Source organism: Sneathiella glossodoripedis JCM 23214 (assembly GCF_000616095.1).
Lineage (GTDB): Bacteria > Pseudomonadota > Alphaproteobacteria > Sneathiellales > Sneathiellaceae > Sneathiella > Sneathiella glossodoripedis.
In genome coordinates, this window is the sequence record NZ_BAMS01000008.1 from 41,886 (window position 1) to 64,018 (window position 22,133).

20 protein-coding genes, 4 pseudogenes and 2 riboswitches are annotated in these 22,133 nt (G+C 46.1%); of the genes and pseudogenes, 13 read left to right on the forward strand and 11 right to left on the reverse strand.

Translation table 11 applies throughout. The annotated features are described in order from the left end of the window. Positions 1–26 precede the first annotated feature (26 nt). Both JCM23214_RS18070 and JCM23214_RS18075 read left to right on the forward strand, forming a co-directional pair. Positions 27–1,070, forward strand: a complete 1,044-nt coding sequence (locus JCM23214_RS18070; protein ID WP_025900170.1) for a TRAP transporter substrate-binding protein — start codon at positions 27–29, stop codon at positions 1,068–1,070. 109 nt (positions 1,071–1,179) lie between these two features. Further along, the gene (locus JCM23214_RS18075; protein ID WP_025900171.1) at positions 1,180–2,043 is read left to right on the forward strand and encodes a crotonase/enoyl-CoA hydratase family protein; all 864 of its coding nucleotides are present in this window, start codon (positions 1,180–1,182) and stop codon (positions 2,041–2,043) included. A gap of 17 nt (positions 2,044–2,060) precedes the next feature. Here JCM23214_RS18075 and arsJ read toward each other — a convergent pair whose 3' ends face one another. Then, complete coding sequence (arsJ, locus tag JCM23214_RS18080; RefSeq protein WP_025900172.1) at positions 2,061–3,281, reverse strand: organoarsenical effux MFS transporter ArsJ; 1,221 nt, start codon at positions 3,279–3,281, stop codon at positions 2,061–2,063. Between the two features lie 7 nt (positions 3,282–3,288). Further along, positions 3,289–4,292 (reverse strand): annotated as a pseudogene (locus JCM23214_RS26885) (ArsJ-associated glyceraldehyde-3-phosphate dehydrogenase). A gap of 224 nt (positions 4,293–4,516) precedes the next feature. Between JCM23214_RS26885 and JCM23214_RS26890 the strand changes: the two are divergent. From JCM23214_RS26890 to JCM23214_RS18105, 4 genes and pseudogenes are all read left to right on the forward strand, one after another. After that, a pseudogene (locus JCM23214_RS26890) lies at positions 4,517–6,151 on the forward strand (thiamine pyrophosphate-binding protein). 240 nt (positions 6,152–6,391) lie between these two features. Next, on the forward strand, positions 6,392–6,934 hold the full coding sequence (locus JCM23214_RS21780; protein WP_037494000.1) for a biotin transporter BioY: 543 nt from the start codon (positions 6,392–6,394) through the stop codon (positions 6,932–6,934). A 25-nt stretch (positions 6,935–6,959) separates the two neighbouring features. Further along, positions 6,960–7,637: an energy-coupling factor ABC transporter ATP-binding protein gene (locus JCM23214_RS18100; RefSeq protein ID WP_025900173.1), complete on the forward strand. Its 678-nt coding sequence runs from the start codon at positions 6,960–6,962 to the stop codon at positions 7,635–7,637. Further along, the gene (locus JCM23214_RS18105; RefSeq protein ID WP_025900174.1) at positions 7,634–8,260 is read left to right on the forward strand and encodes an energy-coupling factor transporter transmembrane component T family protein; all 627 of its coding nucleotides are present in this window, start codon (positions 7,634–7,636) and stop codon (positions 8,258–8,260) included. Before JCM23214_RS18100 ends, JCM23214_RS18105 begins: the two co-directional genes overlap by 4 nt. Before the next feature lie 64 nt (positions 8,261–8,324). On the opposite strand, the gene JCM23214_RS18110 is transcribed toward JCM23214_RS18105, so the two are convergent. Together JCM23214_RS18110 and JCM23214_RS18115 are read right to left on the reverse strand one after the other, a co-directional pair. Continuing rightward, positions 8,325–8,852 (reverse strand): hypothetical protein, encoded by a 528-nt coding sequence (locus tag JCM23214_RS18110; protein WP_025900175.1) that lies wholly within the window; start codon positions 8,850–8,852, stop codon positions 8,325–8,327. Between the two features lie 68 nt (positions 8,853–8,920). After that, positions 8,921–9,547 carry a VOC family protein gene (locus tag JCM23214_RS18115; RefSeq protein WP_199899748.1) on the reverse strand — a complete coding sequence of 209 codons (627 nt, stop codon included), beginning with the start codon at positions 9,545–9,547 and terminating at the stop codon, positions 8,921–8,923. 36 nt (positions 9,548–9,583) lie between these two features. Between JCM23214_RS18115 and speD the strand changes: the two genes are divergently transcribed. Beyond that, the gene (gene speD / locus JCM23214_RS21785; protein WP_037494003.1) at positions 9,584–10,015 is read left to right on the forward strand and encodes an adenosylmethionine decarboxylase; all 432 of its coding nucleotides are present in this window, start codon (positions 9,584–9,586) and stop codon (positions 10,013–10,015) included. Then, positions 10,012–10,865 (forward strand): annotated as a pseudogene (gene speE, locus JCM23214_RS26895) (polyamine aminopropyltransferase). The gene speD and the pseudogene speE overlap by 4 nt, the downstream one beginning before the upstream one ends. Before the next feature lie 3 nt (positions 10,866–10,868). Here the strand turns inward: speE and JCM23214_RS18130 are convergent. After that, positions 10,869–12,344 (reverse strand): L-serine ammonia-lyase, encoded by a 1,476-nt coding sequence (locus JCM23214_RS18130; protein ID WP_025900177.1) that lies wholly within the window; start codon positions 12,342–12,344, stop codon positions 10,869–10,871. Positions 12,345–12,388: 44 nt separating this feature from the next. Then, positions 12,389–12,478: riboswitch (glycine riboswitch) on the reverse strand. Then, positions 12,479–12,566: riboswitch (glycine riboswitch) on the reverse strand. Positions 12,567–12,627: 61 nt separating this feature from the next. Beyond that, positions 12,628–13,797 carry an alanine racemase gene (locus JCM23214_RS18135; RefSeq protein WP_051548252.1) on the reverse strand — a complete coding sequence of 390 codons (1,170 nt, stop codon included), beginning with the start codon at positions 13,795–13,797 and terminating at the stop codon, positions 12,628–12,630. 88 nt (positions 13,798–13,885) lie between these two features. Here JCM23214_RS18135 and JCM23214_RS18140 point away from each other — a divergent pair, with 88 nt between their 5' ends. Together JCM23214_RS18140 and JCM23214_RS18145 are read left to right on the forward strand one after the other, a co-directional pair. After that, entirely contained in the window at positions 13,886–14,614 is a 729-nt protein-coding gene (locus JCM23214_RS18140; protein ID WP_025900179.1) for a glycosyltransferase family protein, read from the forward strand. Continuing rightward, a complete protein-coding gene (locus JCM23214_RS18145) occupies positions 14,578–15,072 on the forward strand; it encodes a glycosyltransferase (protein ID WP_025900180.1) in 495 nt (164 codons plus the stop codon). Before JCM23214_RS18140 ends, JCM23214_RS18145 begins: the two co-directional genes overlap by 37 nt. A 15-nt stretch (positions 15,073–15,087) precedes the next feature. On the opposite strand, the gene JCM23214_RS18150 is transcribed toward JCM23214_RS18145, so the two are convergent. The 3 genes and pseudogenes from JCM23214_RS18150 to JCM23214_RS21800 form a co-directional block, all read right to left on the reverse strand. Then, positions 15,088–15,438 (reverse strand): PilZ domain-containing protein, encoded by a 351-nt coding sequence (locus JCM23214_RS18150; RefSeq protein ID WP_148301938.1) that lies wholly within the window; start codon positions 15,436–15,438, stop codon positions 15,088–15,090. An 80-nt stretch (positions 15,439–15,518) separates the two neighbouring features. Continuing rightward, positions 15,519–16,079 carry a tetratricopeptide repeat protein gene (locus JCM23214_RS22925; RefSeq protein ID WP_051548253.1) on the reverse strand — a complete coding sequence of 187 codons (561 nt, stop codon included), beginning with the start codon at positions 16,077–16,079 and terminating at the stop codon, positions 15,519–15,521. 705 nt (positions 16,080–16,784) lie between these two features. Continuing rightward, positions 16,785–17,982, reverse strand: a pseudogene (locus tag JCM23214_RS21800) (acyl-CoA dehydrogenase family protein). 90 nt (positions 17,983–18,072) lie between these two features. Between JCM23214_RS21800 and JCM23214_RS18165 the strand changes: the two are divergent. After that, positions 18,073–18,987: a LysR family transcriptional regulator gene (locus tag JCM23214_RS18165; RefSeq protein ID WP_025900183.1), complete on the forward strand. Its 915-nt coding sequence runs from the start codon at positions 18,073–18,075 to the stop codon at positions 18,985–18,987. A 177-nt stretch (positions 18,988–19,164) separates the two neighbouring features. Here the strand turns inward: JCM23214_RS18165 and JCM23214_RS21805 are convergent, their stop codons facing one another. Next, positions 19,165–19,545: a GNAT family N-acetyltransferase gene (locus tag JCM23214_RS21805; RefSeq protein ID WP_051548254.1), complete on the reverse strand. Its 381-nt coding sequence runs from the start codon at positions 19,543–19,545 to the stop codon at positions 19,165–19,167. Positions 19,546–19,573: 28 nt separating this feature from the next. Here JCM23214_RS21805 and rsmI point away from each other — a divergent pair, with 28 nt between their 5' ends. Both rsmI and JCM23214_RS18180 read left to right on the forward strand, forming a co-directional pair. After that, positions 19,574–20,326 (forward strand): 16S rRNA (cytidine(1402)-2'-O)-methyltransferase, encoded by a 753-nt coding sequence (gene rsmI / locus JCM23214_RS18175; RefSeq protein ID WP_234397799.1) that lies wholly within the window; start codon positions 19,574–19,576, stop codon positions 20,324–20,326. 96 nt (positions 20,327–20,422) lie between these two features. Then, a complete protein-coding gene (locus JCM23214_RS18180; protein WP_025900185.1) occupies positions 20,423–20,854 on the forward strand; it encodes a CBS domain-containing protein in 432 nt (143 codons plus the stop codon). 18 nt (positions 20,855–20,872) lie between these two features. Here the strand turns inward: JCM23214_RS18180 and JCM23214_RS21810 are convergent, their stop codons facing one another. Beyond that, entirely contained in the window at positions 20,873–21,781 is a 909-nt protein-coding gene (locus tag JCM23214_RS21810) for a patatin-like phospholipase family protein (RefSeq protein WP_051548255.1), read from the reverse strand. Positions 21,782–22,133 lie beyond the last annotated feature (352 nt).

A 22,133-nucleotide genomic window follows, 5' to 3' on the forward strand; every position in this document is an offset into this window, starting at 1 on the left:
AGAGTCTAACAGAAGGAGAGATAGTCATGACTAATAGACGTAAGTTTCTAACGGGGGTCGGTGCAGCGGGTGTTGTCAGTGCCTCAAGTTTTGCGGCGCCAGCTGTACACGCTAACAAGAAGATTGTTTGGCGGATGCAGACTTATGCAGGTCCAGCGCTTGCAGAGCATGTTGTCAAACCAGCAATTGACAGTTTTAACAAGGTTGCTGGTGACGAAATGGAAATCCAGCTGTTTTTCGCAGATCAGTTGGTCCCAACAGGCGAGTTGTTCCGTGCGATGCAGAAGGGAACAATTGATGCCGTTCAATCTGACGATGATTCAATGGCATCGCCAACCGAGGTAACAGTTTTCGGTGGGTATTTCCCATTTGCAAGTAGATATTCATTGGATGTGCCAGTTCTGTTTAATCAATACGGACTTGGTGAGATCTGGGATCAGGAATATTCAAAAGTTGGTGTTAAGCACTTGTCCGCGGGTGCTTGGGATCCTTGCCATTTTGCAACGAAAGATCCAATACGCTCATTAGAAGATCTTAAGGGTAAACGCGTATTCACATTCCCAACTGCGGGACGTTTCTTAAGCCAGTTTGGTGTCGTGCCTGTAACACTGCCTTGGGAAGATATTGAAGTGGCGGTACAGACGGGTGAGCTTGATGGAATTGCGTGGTCCGGCATTACCGAAGACTATACTGTGGGTTGGGCAGACGTGACCAACTACTTCCTGACAAATAACATTTCAGGTGCATGGGCTGGATCATTCTTCGCTAACATGGACCGGTATCAGGAGTTGCCAGACCATCTTAAAGAGTTGTTGAAGCTGACAATGGACAGCTCTCACTATTATCGTCAATGGTGGTATTGGGGTGGTGAAGCTCATCTGCGGACACAAGGCACAAAGATGGAACTGACTTCCATTCCTGATGAAGAATGGGCACAGGTTGAAAAAGCCGCAGTCAAATTCTGGGATGAAATTGCTGCTGAATCTGAAACTAAGGCAAAAGTCGTTCAAATCTTTAAAGATTACAACGCGGCTATGGAAAAAGCTGGGCGGCCATATCGGTACAGCTAATCGGGACACTTTCTCGAAGCAGGAGCATGCCCTTAACGGGGCATGCTTTTTTTATGCGCCTTTACCTAGTAACGGACGCGCAGTATCGTATTGGTAAATGGAGTATAAAATGGCTGAAAAACATATACAGTTGGAACAAAAAAATAATCTTCTCCTCATCCGCCTTAACCGGCCGGATCAAATGAATGCCTTTACTGTTCAGATGGCCCATGAACTTATTGAAGCGCTGGATAATGCAGATAATGATGATAGCATTCGGGCAATTATTTTTACTGGAAATGGTAAGGCTTTCTGCGCGGGAATGGATTTGTCTTCGGATGGAAACGTTTTTGGTCTGGACGAAACCATTGACCCGGACTCTTCTGAAATGGAACGCAACAGGGATGTTGGTGGCATTCTAACGCTTCGTATGTTTCGCATGAAAAAGCCGTTGGTTGGTGCGATAAATGGGGCGTCGGTTGGTGTCGGCACAACCATGCAGTTACCTATGGATGTTCGCATCGCATCTGATCGCGCCAGATTTGGTTTCGTATTTTCCAAACGAGGGGTCTCGCTTGAAAGTTGTGCGAGTTGGTTTTTGCCAAGATTGGTAGGGTTGCCTAAAGCTTTACAGTGGTCGATATCCGGCAAGGTTTTTGGTGCTAATGAAGCGCTGGACGGTGGGTTGGTAAGTGAAATTGTACCCGCCGAGGCGTTAATTGAGAGAGCTGAAGAATTAGCCACTGAAATGATTACTGATACGAGCCCCATGTCCGTTGCCATAAACCGTCAGCTCCTCTGGCGAATGATGGGGGCTTCTCATCCAATGATAGCTCATCAAGCCGAAAGCAGGACCATGCTTCATTCCAGTATGCGGGATGGCAAGGAAGGTGTTCAATCCTTTTTGGAAAAGCGCGAAGCAGAGTTTAATGATCCTGTCTCAGGTGGTGCGCCTGCAGGTCTGGATTGGAATTGGGAGCCTGAGTGGAGGTAAGGCAAGGGTAGTCAAAGCTACGAATTTTGCGTTTCCAGGCGCGGCAGTTTTAAAGAAATTGCCGCCGCTAAAATTAGAAAAACGCTGGAGCCAATCAGGCACACTTCAAGACCGTAAACTTGAAACAGAAGGCCTGAAAGGACCGTGCCAGTTAAACGGCCAATCGCGTTGGCCATGTAATAAAACCCCACATCCATGGATACGCCATCCTCTTTTGCGTAATCAACAATCAAGAAACTGTGCACCGCGGAATTGAGAGCAAAGATAACACCAAAGAGTAATAATCCGATGACGAGTACGAGTTCTATCTGCAACTGATAGTATATTAATGCCGCAAGAGATATTGGGAGAGCTGCTAACGGTACTACAAGTTTAAAGGCTGTGTGGCCGTCAGGTTTTGTGGCATTCCCCTGCGTAACAAGAGCAGGCGCGCTCGATTGAATGATCCCATAGCCGATGATCCAAATGGCAAAAAAACTGCCAATTGAACTGTGCGACCAACCCAGTTGGCTGGTAAAATACACTGGTAGTGCAATAACAAACCAGATATCACGCGCTCCAAACAAAAAAAGGCGAGCTGCGGATAGAATATTTACCGGAATGCTTTTTGAAAATATCTCTGTAAATTTCGGTTTGTTTCTGGCTTTGCCAAGATCACCGCGGAGTAACAAAATGCTGATAAGAAAAATCGCACTTAACGCTACAGCCATACTGAATATGGCTCCTTGAAAATCGATGGTTGCGAGTAAAATGCCGCCCATAAAAAAACCGACACCTTTTAGCGCATTCTTTGATCCAGTGAGTAAGGCAACCCATTTGAACAGGGTACTGTCTGTGTTGTTCGGAACCAGTGATTTAATCGCACTTTTGGCGCTCATTTTATTGAGATCTTTTGCGATTCCTGAAATCGCTTGTGCTGCCATCACCCACATTACAGTCAGGAATTCATTTGGAACCAACAACATGGCTAGCGCGCCAATCTGAAGGAGAAGCCCAAAATTCATTGTTTTGTTAAGCCCGAGCCTGGCGCCTAACCAACCACCGAGTAGGTTTGTAACCACGCCAAAAACTTCGTAGAAAACAAATAACAGCGCCAGTTCCAAGGCTGTGTATCCAAGTTGGTGGAAATACAGGATGATCAACATACGCAAGGCGCCATCCGTCAGGGTAAAGGCCCAGTAATTGGCAGTTATGATTGTATATTGCCCGACGGCACTATTTAGCGAGACAGATGGCATGTCGATCTTATAAGGCTTCACTAGTTAGTTTGGCGATCTCGGCTACTCTGTTCGAATAACCCCATTCATTATCATACCAGGCGTAGATTTTGACCTGCGTTTCATTGACTACCATGGTGGAAAGTGCATCTACAACACTGGAGCGTGGGTCGGTTTGATAATCGACAGAGACAAGAGGTCTTTCCTCGTAGCCCAAAATTCCGGCAAGCTTTGTTTCGCTCGCTGATTTGAGCAGCGCATTAACTTCACTTACCGTTGTTTTCTGCTTCACCTCAAATACGCAGTCGGTAAGTGAAGCGTTTGTAAGGGGGACACGAATTGCATGCCCATTCAGACGGCCTTTCAGCTCCGGGAAGATTTGAGTGATTGCGGTTGCTGAGCCCGTGGTGGTTGGTATGAGGCTCATGTGAGAAGAGCGGGCTCTTCGCAAGTCCTTGTGGGCTGTGTCCATTATGGATTGCGTATTGGTTAAGTCGTGAATGGTTGTTATGGACCATGTTCTATTCCAAGCGTCTCATGAATGACTTTTACAACGGGTGCCAGACAATTTGTGGTGCAGGATGCGGCAGTGACAATTGGATGTTTTCCAGGATCGAATAAATGTTCGTTGACGCCTCTTACGATGTTTAAGATCCCCTCATCCTTGACAGGAGCTGTAACAACTATGCGTTTGACCCCAATGTCAAGATAGTCCTGTAGTGCCGCTTTGGTTTTAAATTTACCTGACGCTTCGATAACGATATCGCAGTTGCTCCAGTCAGTTTCCGATATTTCTGTATTTTGGGTGAAACTGACTTTCTGCTCATCGATGAAGATAGAATTTTTGTCAGTTACGATCTGTTTGGGCCAGCGGCCATGGACGGAATCAAACTCCAGTAAGTGCGCGAATGTGAATGCTTCACCTGCGGGGTCGTTAACATGTACGATCGAAAGCTCCGGATTATCCCACGCGGCGCGTAACGTAAGGCGGCCCATACGACCGAACCCGTTAATTCCTACTTTGATCGTCATTTGATCACTCCTGCCTCTACTGATTATATCGACTACATAAAGCGGCTATATTACAAATTTTTGACAGCGTGCAATCTGATAAAATGAACTAATGGTTGGTAGCGAGGTAACTTCGAAGCAGATAATTCTGAATTGTCCTGTATTACGAACTTTTCTGAAGCGAAAGGCATGATATAAACCACAGAATGGCGTGATTAGCATTGCTCAAAACAAGGACGAATATAATGAAAACCGGCGGACAGTTAATCGTAGAATGTTTAGAAGCACAAGGCGTAGATCGGGTTTTTTGTGTGCCGGGAGAGAGTTACCTAGCGGTACTCGACGCGTTATATGACAGTCCAATTGAAACCGTTGTTGCCCGGCAGGAAGGCGGCGCAGCATGATGGCCGAAGCCGATGGAAAACTGACAGGCCGGCCGGGTATTTGCATGGTCACCCGTGGACCCGGAGCAACCAACGCTGCTTCTGGTATTCATGTTGCAAAACAAGACAGCACTCCCATGATCATGTTCGTGGGGCAGATCGGCCGTCGCATGAGAGGCCGTGAGGCTTTTCAGGAAGTAGATTATAGGCAGACCTTCGGCGACCTCGCCAAATGGGTGGAGGAAATCGACCATGTTGATCGTATTCCGGAAGTGATATCGCACGCTTATCATGTTGCGATGAGCGGCCGTCCCGGTCCAGTCGTTCTAGCGTTACCCGAAGATATGTTGCGAGAAACCTGTGACAAGGTTTGTGGACCACGAGTAGAGGTTGCAGCTCCCGCGCCAGATAAAGACGCGATGCGGCAATTTGAGTATCTTTTAAAATCTGCTGAGAAGCCATTTCTATTACTTGGCGGGAGCCGTTGGAACGAAAGCGCAATGAAGGCGGTCCATCAGTTCGCTGAAAATTGGGGGCTACCGGTTGGGTGTTCTTTTCGCAGACAGCACTTGTTTGACCACCTTCATCAAAATTATGCGGGAGATGTCGGACTTGGTATTAACCCAAAACTCAAGCAACGCATCGAGAATAGCGATCTCGTGATTTTGCTGGGTGCAAGGTTCTCGGAAAACCCCAGTCAGGGGTTTAGCCTATTCGACATTCCGAATCCGAAGCAAAGGCTTGTGCATGTTCATGTCGGTGCCGAGGAACTTGGGCGTATTTATGTTCCGGATTTGCCCATTGTTGCAACACCTGAAAATTTTGTTTCTGCCGCACTGGAATTACCGGTGTCGAAAAAATTCATTGATTTTGAAAATGCGCATATCGACTATTTGAACTGGTCAGATGACTTGCCTGAAACACCCGGCCAAGCTCAAATGGGGCCGATTGTCAGCACACTCCGAGGGTGCGCCAAACGCCATTGTTGCAAATGGCGCTGGAAATTATGCAATTTGGGTGCATCGTTTTTGGCGTTTTCGGGAGTTCGGTAGTCAGCTCGCACCGACTTCTGGCTCGATGGGGTATGGCTTGCCTGCAGCAATAGCAGGGAAACTCAGGTGTCCTGAAAAGGAAGTTATTTGCTTTGCAGGTGATGGCTGTTTTCAGATGACCATGCAGGAGTTTGGAACCGCAGTGCAGGCAGGGGCGAAAATAATTGTTTTGCTAATTGATAACGGAGTTTACGGAACTATTCGCATGCATCAGGAACGGGATTATCCAGATCGAATTAGTGGGACAGCTTTGAGAAATCCTGATTTCGCTGCAATTGCTCGCGCGTATGGGGCGCATGCAGAGACAGTAAATGAGACGTCAGAATTTGATGCGGCATATGAGCGTGCTGTTGAGAGTGAAAAAACAGCTCTCATCCATATTAAGACCGATCCTGAGGCAAGCACTCCAGCTTTGACACTCACAAGTATACGGGGAAAGTCTTAGTCTCCTTAAAAGGAATTACTGCTCAAGGATTTTCTGTAACCAATGGTTCCCTACGTTTTGGTTAATCACGTAGGGTCCTGCTTATGAATCTCATAAGTATGTGTATATAACGAGGCAGATAATACTGGACATCGCTTGAGAGCGAGGGCTAAAACTCTCTGCAGAGCATATTGATTAAGTGATCGCTCGGAACGTCTTGAGGGGGGGCAATCCAGCGGTTCGGAAAGTAAGGGAAGTTCCATGAATACGAAAGACGTCGTCTATATTGCCCTCTTCGCTGCTTTACTGGCGGGTTTAGGGGCCGTGCCCCCTCTAACGCTTCCCAATATTGGTGTGCCCATAACTGCCCAGACAATGGGTGTTATGTTGGCCGGTGGTATTCTCGGTGCTAAGCGAGGTGCACTTTCAGTTGTATTGTTCCTTGTGTTGGTAGCGGTTGGATTGCCGTTGTTATCGGGTGGCCGTGGCGGCATGGGTGTATTTGCGGGTGTCAGTGCTGGTTTTCTTTTTAGCTGGGTGATTGGGGCCTATATAGTAGGATTAATTGTTGAGCAGAATTGGGAAAGGCTGAATTTTGTTTGGGCCATGGCAGCGACAATTGTAGGCGGAATTTTTATTGTGTACCTCATCGGAATTCCTTGGCTCGCAATTGCTGCACAAATGCCATTTCTCAAAGCGTTCACGGCGTCAATGGCATTTGTTCCTGGTGACATCATTAAAGCCGTTGTTTCGGCATTTGTCGTAATTCAGGTGAAAAAATCATACCCGCTTATTAACCGATAATCACGAAATAGGGTGAAGCCTTTAAATGATTTCAATAGACAACGTGAGTGTTACGCTCGACAGTCGTAGCATTCTGTCCTCAATTTCATTGAATTTGGAGGAGAATAGAATTGGAATTATCGGGCAAAATGGTTCAGGAAAAAGTACATTTGCGCGACTGCTGAATGGGTTGCAACTGCCATCATCCGGCACAGTAGTTGTTGATAATTATGATACTAAGGCTGATGGACGAAAAGTGCGGGCAAGGGTAGGGTTTGTTTTTCAAAACCCTGACAATCAAATAGTGTACCCAAATGTGCGCGAGGATCTGGCTTTTGGCCTTAAAAATATTGGCTACTCAAAGACTGAGATAGAGCAGAAGATTGAAGAGACTCTGCTTGAATATGATCTGGAGTATTTAGGGGATCGTCTCACTCATCAGCTGAGCGGTGGTGAAAAACAGATGGTTGCATTGCTGGGCGTACTGATTATGCGACCCAATTATGTTGTTATGGATGAGCCAACGACTTTACTCGATTTACGCAAAAAACGTGTGTTAATGGAGCATATCAATGAACTATCTCAAAGAGTCATTATGGCAACCCATGACCTAGAGCAGATAACACATTTTGATAGAGTTATTTGTATCCATAATGGCAAGGTATATGCGGATGGAAATCCGAAAGAAGTGATATCTGCATATCGCAATTTGTGTCAAAAATGACCAACTTTTATTATCCATCAGGGTCGATTGTTCATCGTTTGTCTGCAGGTGTCAAACTTGCAGCGCTTATTATTTTTGGCACCTTAATATTCACAGTTGAGGATTTGGCAGGGCTCGGTTTCTGTGGCGTGTTCCTTGTAGCATTTTTTTGCATTGCTCAAATCCCGCTGCGGGTGGCGTATCGACAATTAAAACCGGCCCTGTTTCTTTTACTTTTAATTTTTATTGCCCAGTATTTCATGGTCGGGTTTGAGATTGCCGTATTTGTTGTTGTTCGGTTTTCGATTTTGATCTTGGCCGCTGGGCTGGTAACTGTCACCACACGCGTGTCTGAGATGGTGGAGGCAATTGAGGCGGGGTTAAGACCACTTGCCAAGTGGGTTGCAATTGAAAAGGTCAGCCTCGCAATAACCTTGGCTATTCGATTTATACCAGTGCTTGGGGAGATTGTTCACGAGGTCAGGGACGCCCAAAAGGTTCGTGGCATGGACCGGAATATAATTGCTGTATTACTCCCAACAATTATCCGTACATTGAAAATGGCGACAGAGGTGGCCGAGGCGCTGGATGCCCGCTCATTCGCAACATTGGATAGAACCCGCACAGATAAGCAGAAACTTTAGTCTTGCACTTAATTGTCCTTTTAACAGAAATATTACCGCGCAGAGCTGAGCTTCTGTTCTGCGATTAGTTTGTAGAATTTCCCGGGCATTTTGGGTGCTGATTGGGTAGAATTAGTATCTGATGTGCAAATGCATCGCCGTCACTGAGGGTTACCGACTTAAAACCGAGCAAGCCTATAAGGTCGAGAAAAGTGAGCTCTTCCGGCGCGTTAGATTGCGCAAAAATGGGCGTGGTTCGCGCACTTGTCGACAGATCAGCGAGTAATGCTCTAGCTCGATATACGGTTCCCAAATAACCATCCTGCTTTGAAATAATAATTAATTTCGTGCTCTCGTTACCTTTAGCAAATACTGCATATGGGCTTTCATAAGGTTGTTTGTTCATACCTTCTTTGATGCCAATGATAAAACCGACACGGCGTCTTTTATTAGCATCTTTAAGGTTGGGAACGCGTGAGCAATACAGCTCAGTCTGGTTTGGAGCTGGATAATAATAACCAATGTATCTATCGTTTAGCGTCGCATGGGCCAGTGATGAAATTCCACTGAACAGCATGAATAGTGAAATAATTTGAAACAGTTTTAGATACATAGTTTTTTATCCAGCAAAGGGGTGATGACTATATCTATCAGATCAAGCCGCTGGATATAAGGTGTTAATCACCCGTGTTTATCAGACCACTTCTTCAATACGTCATGTGCCGATTTTTTCGGATTTATGCTATCACTTTCTTCTACAGGGGCTGTAAGCTCGATAACGTATCCATTCGGATCTCTGAAATAAATGGATTTAATAAATCCGTGATCAGCTATCCCTCGTGTCTCAATGCAGGACTGTTTTCCTTTTTCGAACATTGCCAGCAAATCATCCATCGTGACTTCCAAGGCGATATGCAAATCATAGTCGTGCTGGGTTTTGAATTCGAAAGGCATATCAGGGACTTCAAAGAACGCGAGGGCGGAACCATCATCAAGCTGATAAAATGTATGGAGTGCCTCAGTCTCACGGCCGGTTTTGCTTTCTTCGATGCCAAAGGCCCGAACGAGCGGTAGCCCAAGAAAGTCTTCATAAAATGCCCGCGTTTCTTCAGAGTTTCTGCAACGATAAGCGTTGTGATGGAGGCCTTTGATCATATATCTCACTTTCTTGTTGCGCGCCCGATACCTTAATGTGAGGTGAGGTGTGAAATTGGTCAAGTGTTCAAAGGAATATTTGATGTGCGCCTTGGTTGGAAGTGAGAGAGTTTTTCCTTGTATTCCCGCCGGATTTTCGCGATAACGCGCCATCAAAATTACATCCATCTATAGATGAAGGCATGAATTATGGCCAAAGTGTCGAAAATTACGGATATGGACGGTGGAAAAATTCTAAATGAAACCGCCAAACCTGATTATTTTGTCGAACGGGATGGGCTGGTCTTTGCCGGAACTCATTTAATTATTGATCTTTGGGACGCCAGCAATCTGAATGACGCTGACCTTATTGAGAAGTCATTAAGGCAATGTGTTCAGGCGGCAGGAGCGACACTGCTTCATTTTCATATTCACGCTTTTGAGCCTAACGGCCTTTCCGGTGTTGTTGTACTGGCTGAGAGTCATATTACATTTCACAGTTGGCCAGATCAGAATTACATGGCGCTGGATATTTTTATGTGTGGTAAAGCAGAGCCGCACAAATGTATTCCGATTTTAAAGGAAGCCTTTAAACCACAAACCATACAGGTCAATGACATCAAAAGAGGTGTGATCGCATGATTGAAGTATTCGATGAAGGCTTACATGCGGGAGTTAATCTGGCACTGGAAGTTGGTGAAATACTCTACCGTGATAAAACCGAACACCAAGATCTGATGATCTTCGAAAATAACCGCTTTGGCAGGGTTATGTCATTGGATGGGGCTGTCCAAACCACTGAAAAAGACGAATTCATTTATCATGAAATGTTTGCTCATGTACCGATCCTCGCGCATGGCAATGTTCAATCCGTTTTAATTATTGGTGGTGGTGACGGTGGTGCCGCCCGGCAGGTGTTGAAGCATGCAGGCATTTCGGCCACATTGGTAGATATAGACCGCACTGTTATTGATCTTTCAGCGAAATATATGCCAACCGTCAGCGGAGGTGCGTTTGAGGACCCTCGGCTCGAAATTGTAGTGGCAGACGGCTGCAGTTTTGTGAAAGCGACAGGTAAGAAATGGGATGTGATTATAATTGACTCAACTGATCCGTATGGCCCTGGGGAAGTGTTATATAGTCAGGAATTTTACACAGACTGCAAATCCTGTTTGAATGAGGGGGGATAATCGTGACACAAAATGGTGTCCCGTTTGTGCAACCTGAAGAATTACGTAATAGCTTTGATCGGTTAGGCTCATTATTTACGGATGTGTCTTTCTACATGGCGGCAATTCCCAGTTACGTTGGCGGCTCTCTTGCTTTTGGGTGGGCAACCGATAATAAATCCCTTCGCAGTCAGGATCTGGGGCTCTTGGCCGAAAGATATCTGTCATCCGGGATTTCTACGGACTATTACAATCCTGAAGTTCACAAGGCTGCGTTTGCATTACCTTATTTCGTCCAGAAAATCCTTACTGAGGAAGTCTGACCCTTAACATTCCACAACATTTACTGCCAACCCGCCTTGTGATGTCTCTTTGTATTTGCTGAGCATATCCATTCCCGTTTGGCGCATGGTTTCAATGACTTCATCAAGGGACACGACATGTGTCCCATCTCCGGCAAGTGCAAGTCGCGCTGCATTGATTGCTTTCATAGCTCCCATGGTGTTCCGCTCGATGCAGGGGATTTGGACAAGGCCGCCTATAGGATCGCAGGTCAGTCCCAAATTATGTTCCATTCCGATTTCCGCGGCATTTTCCACTTGCTCGTTTGAGCCTCCCAAAACAGCGGTCAAGGCTCCTGCGGCCATTGAGCAGGCGACGCCAACTTCACCTTGACAACCAACCTCTGCTGCAGAAATTGACGCCCTCTTTTTATAAATTGAACCAATGGCAGCCGCCGTAAGCAAAAAGTTTCTTGTCCCCTCGGTTGTAACCCCGGGGCAAAAACGCTGATAGTATTTTAATACAGCAGGTATCACCCCAGCTGCTCCATTTGTTGGGGCTGTGACCACCCGCCCACCTGCTGCATTCTCTTCATTCACTGCAAGAGCATATAAATTAACCCAATCCAATACAGTCAAAGGATCACGAGATGCCCGTTCGGGGTTTGCCATAAGTTCTTTGTATAGCGATGAAGCCCGTCTTTTTACGTCTAAACCACCGGGAAGCACTCCTTGCGTCTCGCAGCCACGTTGAATGCACTCAATCATAGCGTTCGAGACTTGATCAAGAAATGTATCCGTCTCTTGGTTGTCTCGCCAGGCGCTTTCATTCGCACGCATTATTTCGGCAATTGTAAGGCCGGTTTCTTTGCCGATCTTCAGAAGTTCTGCGGCCGATGTAAATGGATAGGGAAGTTGAATATTGTGACCTCTGCTTTCAGCACGATCACCTTCATCATGTGAAACCACATATCCGCCACCAACAGAGAAATAGTCCTTCTCTGCCAGTAATTCTCCGTCTTCAGAGTAGGCAAAAAAACGCATTCCATTTGAATGCTCTTCGAGGATTTTATCTTTTAAAAACAGCAGATGATCGTCCTCATAGAAGATGATCCTATGTTTTCCTGCCAGGTTAAGCCTATTATTCGTGCGAATATCTTCTACTTTTTGGTCAATGGTATCCGGATCGATTTTGGATGGAGACTCTCCCGACAGTCCCATCAAAATGGCTATATCGGTAGCGTGGCCATGACCCGTAAGGGCAAGGGAGCCATACAACTCGACAATAACCCGCTTGCAGCGGCGCAGTAGTTCATTGGAAGCAAGCAGATCGCAAAATCGTCGGGCGGCGCGCATTGGTCCAACTGTGTGCGATGAAGAAGGGCCAATCCCTATAGTATATAGGTCAGTAACACTGATATTGACATCAAGCTGTGACGTTGGAACCGGCGCAGGGTCGCGTACTATACTGGCCACAACTGGCCTCACATTACCTAAACCCGGTTTGTCAGTTTTTGTCATCTTGGCACTCCCTAATGCACTGCGCGATGCGCTGGCAATTGTTCAGTGCCCCCTCTGTCCATGAACCTGAAAGATTACCGGGTTGCCCGGGTACCTCTTCGGTGGAGTCAATTAAACTCGCTCTCCAGAGCCGTCACTTCCTGTCGGTACTTTTGCCTGAGAGTTTCCGGGGCGGTTGCTCCTTCGGCGCTGACATGAGTCAATCTCTCCCAACAGGAATATTCAGGAGTAATAATATTTTCAAACTCAGGCTAGGGGTCTGCTTCGTATCAGTCAAGAACTATCAGATTTGCGACGACCATCCGTTGCAGCGACGCCAAAAATCCAAAACCTTTCCTGAAGGATCGGTTACATGGTATCCGCTATAGGCTGCGCTGGTTATACAGGCATGATTTGGTAGGATACGCACTTTGGATCCAATGGGAAAGTCGTCAAAACTGTATTGAGTGTCTGACAGGCTGATCAGTCCGTGTTCCTGATTGCAACTGTTTACAAAGAGGTCTGGCAACAATTCACATGTCTTTGCGGTGCAAACCTGACCAAAGTGATGTTGCCCATTTTTGTTAGGCTTACCTGGATCGGCGGAAAGGGCGAGGCTGCCAGCGTCAATCAAAATTCGGTTATTGGGCTTGTTGTGGCTGATCACACTCGCCAGCACAGAGAGTGCAATGTCTGAATGCTCACACACTCCAAGGGATTGCATGACCATATCGTGAAAGACATAAACTCCTGCGCGAACTTCTGTAACCCCTTCGAAAGAGTGCGCATATGTTGCCGTTGGTGTGGAGCCAACACTGACTGTTTTGCATTCAAAGCCAGCTTCGCGAAGACGGCTCGCTGCGTCACAGACCGCTAAACGTTCTTTTTCGGCAAATGCTTCAATTTCCTCAACTGTTTGGCAGTAGTAGGACCCGCCCGCATGTGTCATGACGCCAGCAAATTCTGCCCCCTTTGCCTTTTCAAGCATGGACGCAATTGTCAGAATTTCTGGATCAGATGCTTTTAATCCAGCTCGTTTGCCATCACAGTCAATTTCAATCAGGCAAGAAAAGGTTGTGTTTAGTCTGCCCCCTTCTTCGGCCACTGTATTTGCCATTTCCGGGCTGTCCAGCAATATGGTCACTTTGGCTCCAGCCTGATTTAAATCGTAAACCGGCGTCAGTTTTTCCGGAGTAATCGACACGGCATAGAGAATATCGCGATAACCTGAATTGAAGAAATACTCGGCCTCCAACAACGTAGAAACTGTGATTTTGGCATCGGGATTTGGTGAAACGATTTTATTTGCGATCTCAGACGACTTACTGGTTTTCAGGTGGGGTCTTATCTGGACGTTGTGGGTGGATAATTTTCGAGCCATTTTTGCAATATTTGATTCCATGCGGACAGGGTCGAGTATGAGTGCTGGGGTCATCAAGGCCGAAATATTGGTCATCAAAACAGGCTTTCGCATCAAGTGATCTGTGTTTGTGTAACTTGTTCTTTACCATCATTGATGATTGTATTCATTTGGTAAAGGGTTCACGTTGAGAGGAGGGGATATGGGCAGGGTTCTGTTCGGGTCTGAATTTGGTGCCAATTTGGGGCATATTTACCCGATGAAACGTATCGCGGATAGATTACATGCCAATGGGCATGAAATTGTGTTTGCTGTACGCAACTTGATCCAGACCAAGCGCGCCTTCAAAGGCACAGACTACAAACTTGTACAGGCTCCTTTTTGGCTGAATTTGCCGGGTAAGGATATCAATCGCATGCCTACGCCAAGTTATGCAGATGTAATGACGCGGCAGGGCTTTGGTTTTAAGGAAAATCTCAGTGGATTTTTTGGGGCTTGGGCTGATTTAACTGAACTTGTAAAGCCAGATGTCGTGATCGCAGATCATAGTCCGGGTTTGAGTGCAGCTATTCGGCGCCGGTACCCGATGATTAATTTTGGAAATGGCTTTACGCTCCCTCCCTCGCATTTAGAGGAATATCCGCCAGTTATTGCGACGGGAAAGCCTTTGGCTCCACAGTCTAAGCTGCTCGACATCTTTAACGAAGCCCTATCGGGTATTGGTGCCATGCCGTTGGAATTTTTGCCACAGATATTTGACACTGAAGGGCAGTATGTCTGTACGGTTCCGCAATTGGATCCTTATGCAAGTTATCGAAAGGAACAGCAGATCGGGCCTATCGAAGACAGCTTGAATTTGCACCTGTGCCAGCTGAAAACCATGTGTTCTTGTATATGGCTTATGAAGCTGGGCCGGACAACATCATCTTGAAAGCTTTACAGGAAGTAGGCGTTAAAACCACTGCTTTCGTAAGGGATGCTCACAATAATACGATAAAGGCATTTAATCAGGGGAATATTGAAATGCTGACGCAGCCTGCGGATTTCAGTGAAATTATTCCAAAGGCTTCTCTTGTGATCCATTCCGGCGGCGGGGGAACTTCAACCGCATGCTTAATGACTGGAAGGCCTCAAATCACATTCCCTACCCATTCCGAAACCGGGCTTAACAGCAAGCTGATGAAGGAGCATGGCTGTGCTGTGCCCGTATCAAATCAGATTGAACTGGAACCACTTGTGAAACTGCTAAAGAAAGTTATCAATGAATCCAGGTTGAAATCAAACGCAACCAAAGTGGCGCAACAACTCGCTAAAGGAAGTTGGAAAAATGCACTTGATACGATTACCGAGCATGCGGAGCAGTTGATGGATAAAAACCGCTCCGTTTAAATCGTGCGAAGACTTCTATCTGGTGCCGTATTTAAGAACCCAAAAAGGCAGTAACGCTGCTACTTCTTTGCTGGTTCCATCCAGTTCGATAGCAAACTGCTTGTTTTTCAGGTCAATTCGGACAATGCGTCCGCTGAATTTGCATAATTCGGCGGACTTATCAGGTCCAAATGTGCCCTGAATTTGCTGGTCCAGTTCGATATCTTCTTTCAGTCCTTTAATCAGCAATCCATTGAGCGACCAATTTTCAGTTAAAAAATAGGTGCCATCTATTTCAACCTGAAGAGCAGGGTTTGAAATTCGAAAAGAATCTCTTTGTTCAAATCGATTGGGGACGGACTGATTTAGGTGTGGTGTGTGAAGCACGGCAACCTCCAACATTAAGATAGAATTTTACTCGTGAAACGTAATGCAGTTACCGTGCCAATTTTTCTGCTGCGTCTAGGTCACCGGATCGTTTCTCGTAGTTTTTTCCAGTTTTCAACTCTATCCTTCGCATCTGAAACCTGCTGAGTATCAAGCATGCTAATAAGTTTTTCCTTTAATCGGATGATGCGTTTGTATGTTGTGGAGTTTTTTGTTCCTGCTTCAGCAAGCAACAACCATTTCAGTGCTTCAACATCGTCCCTTGATGTTAGCTCTTTGCTCACTAACACTTGAGAAACAGCCAGTTGAGCGTTTGGATCTCCAGCTTCTGCTTTGGGTAGCCACTTTAGCAGAGCTTTTTGACTCTCGCGGTCAATTTTTCTGAGAACGTTTGACAGCATTTGTTGAGACATAGGATAATTTTGCCCAGCGGCAAGTTCATACCATTTTGCTGCGGCAAAAAGATCCCGCTTGGTGCCTTGCGCATTCTCATACATATACGCCAGATTAAATTGGGCTTCGGCTTCACCAGCGTGAGCGGCTCTTTGCCATAGGGTAAAAGCTTTTGCATGATCGCCGTTCAGATATGCGTCCTTAGCCGCCTCTGCTTGTACCGGTGCTTCACTAAGCAGCGTTACCATGACAATGATTGCTGCTATTTGGCATGGCCAGAAGCGCATTATATGAACCCATCATTTTGTGAGTAGACGTTAAAAACATTCACGAATGATAGAATCACAGAAAAGCCTAACAATTTCAACGTTTTTCACAAAATAGATACTCTTTTGAGGTGATTAGTTCTTGCAAATGCCCCTTTAAGGGGAAAATCCAAAAGTAGAAAATTTAAGCGGATTTTTAGTAAATGAATTTTTTTTGGTTATTTTTTGTAACTAAAGGTATGAAAAAATTGAATTTTTTAAAATTATAATGCGTGAGGATCTAAAAAATGAATAAATGTCAAAAATGACAATTTGTCATTTGAGAAAAGCCGTGCTAGTATTCTTAAAGATCAGAGAACTGGACAAAAAGATCCAGGATTGGTCTGAACTGTCTCCTATTTCTCTAGGTTGAGGAAACTGTCAGTGAGAAGGAAGGCGCTCCATTTTTGGGGTGAAAGCATTAAGTCCGGTGCTTCCTTCCGGGATGAGATCTGAATGTAGGGGTTCGAAACCATCTTTGCATATCGGATTTAGGATATAAAAGATGCCAGGGCCAAGGCAGAAATAAAAATAAAATGGCCTGACTATCTGGGAACCCTTGTCCGGCGGACAAGGGTTTTTCTTTGAGAGCAGACAAAAAATATGGCCCCGAAGGGCCATAAATGCAGTTAGCGTTTTATTGAAAAATCACCCTGCGTATCGCCTTACAATCTGTTTGCCCAGTGAGTTCATGTGAACTTGGTCGGGGCCATCTGCAAAACGAACAGTACGCGCATAGGCAAAAGCTTCAGCAAGAAACGTATCTTGCTCAAACCCATTGCGCCATGAGCCTGAATTGCGCGATCTATAACCGTTTGCGCCATGGTCGGGGCAACAATCTTAATCATCGCAATTATGTCTTTGGCATCTTTATAAGTACCTTCATCCATCTTTTTGGCTGCTGACATTGTTAGCAGACGAGCCTGTTCAATTTCGCAAACTGATTTTGCAATGTCTTCACGGATGGAGCCCTGCTCGCTTAGTTTTTTTCCAAACGCAACTCTGTTTTCCACGCGTTGACACATCAACTCCAGTGCCGCTGTGCGCATCCGATAAGTCGCATACAATGGTGAATTCTGCCGGGTCCCAGGCGCCCTTGCGCTATTGCAAAACCACCACCTTCTTCGCCAATAAGGTTACTGACTGGGACACGTACATTTTTAAATTCTATTTCTGCATGTCCATGGGGTGCGTCGTCAGAACCAAAGACTTTCATCGGCCGGATTATAGTAACGCCAGGTGTATCTCGGGGCACCAAAATCTGGCTTTGCTGTTGATGACGAGGTGCGTCCGGGTTTGTTTTACCCATTAAAATAAAGATTTTACATCTTGGGTCGGGCGCACCACTTATCCACCATTTTCGACCGTTTATTACATATTCGTCCCCCTCTCTTTTGATAGAGCACTGAATATTTGTCGCATCAGAGGAGGCAACGGCGGGTTCCGTCATAGCAAAGGCGGACCGGATTTCTCCATTTAACAATGGGATCAGCCATTTCTGTTTTTGCTCCTCTGTACCATACCGTGCCAAAACTTCCATGTTGCCGGTATCTGGCGCGCTACAGTTAAAAGGTTCAGCTCCGATAAGTGAGCGCCCCATTATCTCTGCAAGTGGCGCATATTCGAGATTGGTTAGGCCTGATCCATATTCGTCAAATTCTGCGAGAAAGAGATTCCAAAGCCCTTGCTCTTTGGCTTTTTTCTTCAATTCTTCCATGATTGGCGGAATGCTCCAGCGATTGCCGGAGTTTTCGATGTGATCGTGGTATTCAGCCTCTGCAGCGTAGACATATTCATTCATAAATGCTTCCACACGCCGCTTTAAATCTTCTGCTTTCTCAGACATTAGTCGCCCTCTTTAAAAGTTGATATGGACCGAACTTAAAATGATGCGTAGAATAAACAAAATTTATATTTGTTATGATTAGTCATAAAGATGATGAATGACGTCGCTCTTCAAAATCTCGACCTGAACTTGTTCCCGGTTTTCGTGATAATTTACGAAACAGGGAATCTAACGCGTGCTGCTAAAAAGCTGAATAAAACGCAACCTGCTGTGAGTAACGCATTGGCGAGAATGCGTGGATTGCTGGGGGATCCACTTTTTGTGCATTCGGGAAATCGGATGAACCCAACAGCCAGAGCGGAAGAATTGATCGGGCCGATCAAATTGGCTTTGGAACAAATCCATGGAACAGTGAATACGCAAGCCCCCTTTGATCCTGCCCAAGCGACTGGCGCGATAAGGATCAGCGCTGGGGATATAGCTGAAACGGTTGTATTGCCTCAATTCATTCGTCGACTAAGAGGGGAAGCGCCCAATATTTCAGTACAGGTGTTCCAGATACACCGCCGCGAACTATCAGCAAAAATTCTGTCGAATGAGGTGGACTTTGCGGTTGATATTCCCATGGCTCTTGATGGTGATGTTGAGCAGGCCCGACTTTTATCTGATCAGCAGGTCTGCGCCGTATCCCCAAAAAACCCACTTGCTCAAAAGGCTGAGATGACTCTTGAAGACTATTTAAACGCAGGACATATCCATGTTTCCTACAGGCGGCGTGGTGGAGGGGTTGCGGATTTGGGACTTGGGCAAATCGGGAAACGCCGAAATCATGTTGTCAGATTACAGCATCATCAGGCGGCATTTGCCATGCTCGAAGACAGTGATTTGATTCTCTCTGCACCCTCTCGGCTGGCGGCATTATATTCATGCAAAGTCTTCCCGCTGCCATTTAAGGCGCCATCTTTGGATCTGCAACTTTATTGGCATGCAACATCTGATCGGGTGGCGTTCCATCGCTGGGTGCGTGAGTTATTGAGCGATGTGACTGTTGAAATCATTTCCTGAGATTTGCTTTTCTTTAAAAAAGTGAGAAAGCAGATGCGTATTCAATGTTTCCGTCAGACACAGGCAGAGTATCACTTCCAAGTGCCAGTGCCATCAGGTAATCACTTTGAAAACGGCATTTGAAGCCGCGGGCAAGCTCCCTTTTAAAGCCAAATCTTCCATAATAGTTCGGATCACCTAGGACGAAAACTCCCTGCCAGCCTCTTTTGTTGCCTTATGGATACCAGTTTCAATGAGCTTTGCGGCTATACCCCGGCAGCGGTATTCGGGTGTGACCGCGACTGGTGCCAGAGCAAGTGCTCTAAAGGGAGCTTTCATCTGAGAGAAAAGGACATGGCCGATGAGTGTCTCAGATACAGTTGCAGCTAAAGAAAGGCTGGCATCTCCGTCCAGATGCAATTGTTCAACCAGACGTGCTTCGCTATCAGTGGGAAAGCATAATCGGTGTAGGGATAGCACCTGTGGGTCTTTTGCTGGATGGTTGTCGTGGACTTTCATTTCTTCAATATACAAGAAACTGCGGACTGGTGGAAATAGTGCTTTGGTTTTGATTGCCATCTTTGTCGGAATATGTTCTTTGAAAATTATGGATGAAACTGAATTTACTCAAGAGCCGACCCTATTCCTGATCCCAACTCCCATTGGAAATTTGGAAGATATCTCGTATCGCACTGTCCGGACATTGCAGTCTGTAGACGCTCTGGCGTGTGAGGATACGCGGCACACGCGTAAAATTTTTGAGCGGCACGATTTAAAAAGTCCGCAAATTATATTTTCTTGCCATGCACATAATGAAGACAGGTCAGTAGGACGAATTCTTTCACTTCTACGGGATGGAATGAATGTCGGTTTAACGTCTGATGCGGGTGCACCCGGCATTAGTGACCCGGGACAACGGGCAGCGACCGCAGCAATAGAAGCAGGGTATCGGGTCGAGGCTTTACCAGGGCCCAGTGCAGTGATTACTGCGCTTATGGTTTCAGGGTTGCCTATTCCAACTTTTAGCTTCCTCGGGTTTTTGCCCCGACGGCCGGGCCGTCAGCGTAAGATCTTGAAAACATTTGCTGAAACACCCGGCGCAATTGCTTTTTTTGAATCGCCATTTCGAGTTGCCAAAATCTTGAAAATTGCCGCAGAAGTTCTGGGAGATAGGCAGGTTGCAGTCTGTGTAGAGCTGACAAAGAAGTTCGAGAAGATCTATCGTGGGCAATTGGTGGATGTAATTTCTCAATTTGACGGCAAGAAACTCAAAGGTGAAGTTACGATTGTTATTGGACCACCGATACAGGATGCTGAAATAGTAGAGGATGATGCGGATCAAAATCTTCCTTTTCCTTAATATTAAATTAACCAAATATTTGAGTGTTCTCTAATTTGATGGTATCATTTAGCGCAAGGGTTGCGTTTCAATCGTTTGTTATGCTGGAGGTTAGAGATGAATGTCGCAAGTATTCTGAAGGGCAAAGGGGAAAATATTATCACTGCCGATGCGGATGACAGTATTGCTGCTGTCGCGGCTCAGCTGAATGAGCATGGTATCGGGGCCATTCTTGTGACTAACGATGCAAATGAAGTTCTGGGAGTTGTGTCGGAGCGTGACATAGTTCGTGAACTCGCGCGCAGTGGTGGTGGTTGCCTTGATATGAAAGCGTCAGCTTTAATGACAACTAACGTTATCACGTGTGCACCTTCTGATACGATCGATGACGTCATGTCTTTGATGACAACGAAAAGAATCCGGCATCTCCCTGTTATGAAAGGGGGAAAGCTGTGCGGGTTCATATCCATCGGCGACGTTGTGAAGAACAGGATCGATGAGGTTGAGCGTGAAGCCGCAGCTATGAGAGATTATATCGCAACAGGCTGATTCTTGGGTCTGCGTGATTTAGGACAATACTTTTAACGCATGCTGCAGAAAAGGCAGGGATCGCTCAACCGCATTTTCACCTTCTTGAATCATTTCAGCAGCCTTATCGAATTCTAAAAGGCCTCTATGGGCTAACCTTGGGGCGATCGTGACATCTGGGGGATCTCCAGCCAGACGGGAGCGGCTTAATCTATCCTGAACTATATTCAATGAAGACATCATGACGCCAAACATGCTGGGCTCCGAGCCAGCTTTGTCGAAAAACTTGTGCTTCATCAGGTTTAGCGGGGACATTGGGGTTAGAATGCTGTGATCCATAGGTGGCGCATTTTCCTGGAGCGTTTCCTCATCTTCTCCGACATTCGTCATTCCAAAAACATCTGCATTGAGATTGACTGCAATGACCAATCGTGCGCCTAACGCGCGACAAACAGAAACGGGAACAGGGTTGGTCAGCGCTCCGTCGATCAACCATCTGTTGTCAATTTCCTTGGGCGCAAATAGACCAGGAAGTGCATATGAGGCGTTAATGGCATTTCCCAAATGTCCATGACGGACCCAGATTTCATGGCCTGTTCCAAGCTCGGTCGTGATCGCGGCAAAGGGAATCGGAAGATCTTCGATCTGTATGTCGCCAATTGCATCATCAATTATTCGAAATAATTTACGGCCCGAAATTAGGCTGCCGCCACTCAGGCGAAGGTCCAGAAAGCGGAATAAATTGATTTTACCAAGATTGCGGGCCCAATCTTCGAGGGCGTCCAACTCTCCTGCGAGATAGATACCTCCCACAACTGCCCCTATTGATGTCCCACAAATGAGGTCCGGCTTGATTCCCTCTTTTTCAAGGCGACGCAGAACGCCGATATGGGCCCAACCTCTCGCGACCCCACTTCCAAGGGCAATTCCTATTTTAGGAGCTGGCATTGTTTTTGATCTTTCTATCCTGCTTTCCCGTTGATTTTTTTGATCTTATTTGAGGACGCGTAAATAAAAAATAAAAAAAACGAAAAATGCGCTTGACTTATGGGTGATTTTTTTAGATTTTGCGCCTCCCGCTTCGGTGGGGCAAGGAAAAATTATGCGGCAGAAAATTGCTTTTTTGTTGTGTTCATATTTCATTAAAGTTATATTGAGCGTTCCGCATTTTTTTAATTTTTCCTGTTGACTATGTTGCCGGCCTGATTATATAAGCTTGGCAACGACGCGGTCGAATGGTTCTGGTGTTTCAGGCAGTCCGGCAGCGTTTTTTTTGTCCGGAAATTCGGGCGGTTGTTAA

Bases quoted from the DNA above. Each gene is read 5' to 3' on its own strand.
- JCM23214_RS18100 (WP_025900173.1), top strand. From the start codon at position 6,960: ATGATTTCAATAGACAACGTGAGTGTTACGCTCGACAGTCGTAGCATT.
- JCM23214_RS18180 (WP_025900185.1), top strand. From the start codon at position 20,423: ATGAATGTCGCAAGTATTCTGAAGGGCAAAGGGGAAAATATTATCACT.
- JCM23214_RS18130 (WP_025900177.1), bottom strand. From the start codon at position 12,344: ATGACAAAAACTGACAAACCGGGTTTAGGTAATGTGAGGCCAGTTGTG.
- JCM23214_RS21810 (WP_051548255.1), bottom strand. From the start codon at position 21,781: ATGCCAGCTCCTAAAATAGGAATTGCCCTTGGAAGTGGGGTCGCGAGA.
- JCM23214_RS18075 (WP_025900171.1), top strand. From the start codon at position 1,180: ATGGCTGAAAAACATATACAGTTGGAACAAAAAAATAATCTTCTCCTC.
- JCM23214_RS22925 (WP_051548253.1), bottom strand. From the start codon at position 16,079: ATGGTAACGCTGCTTAGTGAAGCACCGGTACAAGCAGAGGCGGCTAAG.
- JCM23214_RS21805 (WP_051548254.1), bottom strand. From the start codon at position 19,545: ATGGCAATCAAAACCAAAGCACTATTTCCACCAGTCCGCAGTTTCTTG.
- arsJ (WP_025900172.1), bottom strand. From the start codon at position 3,281: ATGCCATCTGTCTCGCTAAATAGTGCCGTCGGGCAATATACAATCATA.
- JCM23214_RS18140 (WP_025900179.1), top strand. From the start codon at position 13,886: ATGGGCAGGGTTCTGTTCGGGTCTGAATTTGGTGCCAATTTGGGGCAT.
- JCM23214_RS18135 (WP_051548252.1), bottom strand. From the start codon at position 13,797: ATGCGAAAGCCTGTTTTGATGACCAATATTTCGGCCTTGATGACCCCA.
- JCM23214_RS18115 (WP_199899748.1), bottom strand. From the start codon at position 9,547: ATGGCGCGTTATCGCGAAAATCCGGCGGGAATACAAGGAAAAACTCTC.
- JCM23214_RS21780 (WP_037494000.1), top strand. From the start codon at position 6,392: ATGAATACGAAAGACGTCGTCTATATTGCCCTCTTCGCTGCTTTACTG.
- JCM23214_RS18105 (WP_025900174.1), top strand. From the start codon at position 7,634: ATGACCAACTTTTATTATCCATCAGGGTCGATTGTTCATCGTTTGTCT.
- speD (WP_037494003.1), top strand. From the start codon at position 9,584: ATGGCCAAAGTGTCGAAAATTACGGATATGGACGGTGGAAAAATTCTA.
- JCM23214_RS18145 (WP_025900180.1), top strand. From the start codon at position 14,578: ATGGCTTATGAAGCTGGGCCGGACAACATCATCTTGAAAGCTTTACAG.
- JCM23214_RS18110 (WP_025900175.1), bottom strand. From the start codon at position 8,852: ATGTATCTAAAACTGTTTCAAATTATTTCACTATTCATGCTGTTCAGT.
- JCM23214_RS18165 (WP_025900183.1), top strand. From the start codon at position 18,073: ATGATGAATGACGTCGCTCTTCAAAATCTCGACCTGAACTTGTTCCCG.
- rsmI (WP_234397799.1), top strand. From the start codon at position 19,574: ATGGATGAAACTGAATTTACTCAAGAGCCGACCCTATTCCTGATCCCA.
- JCM23214_RS18070 (WP_025900170.1), top strand. From the start codon at position 27: ATGACTAATAGACGTAAGTTTCTAACGGGGGTCGGTGCAGCGGGTGTT.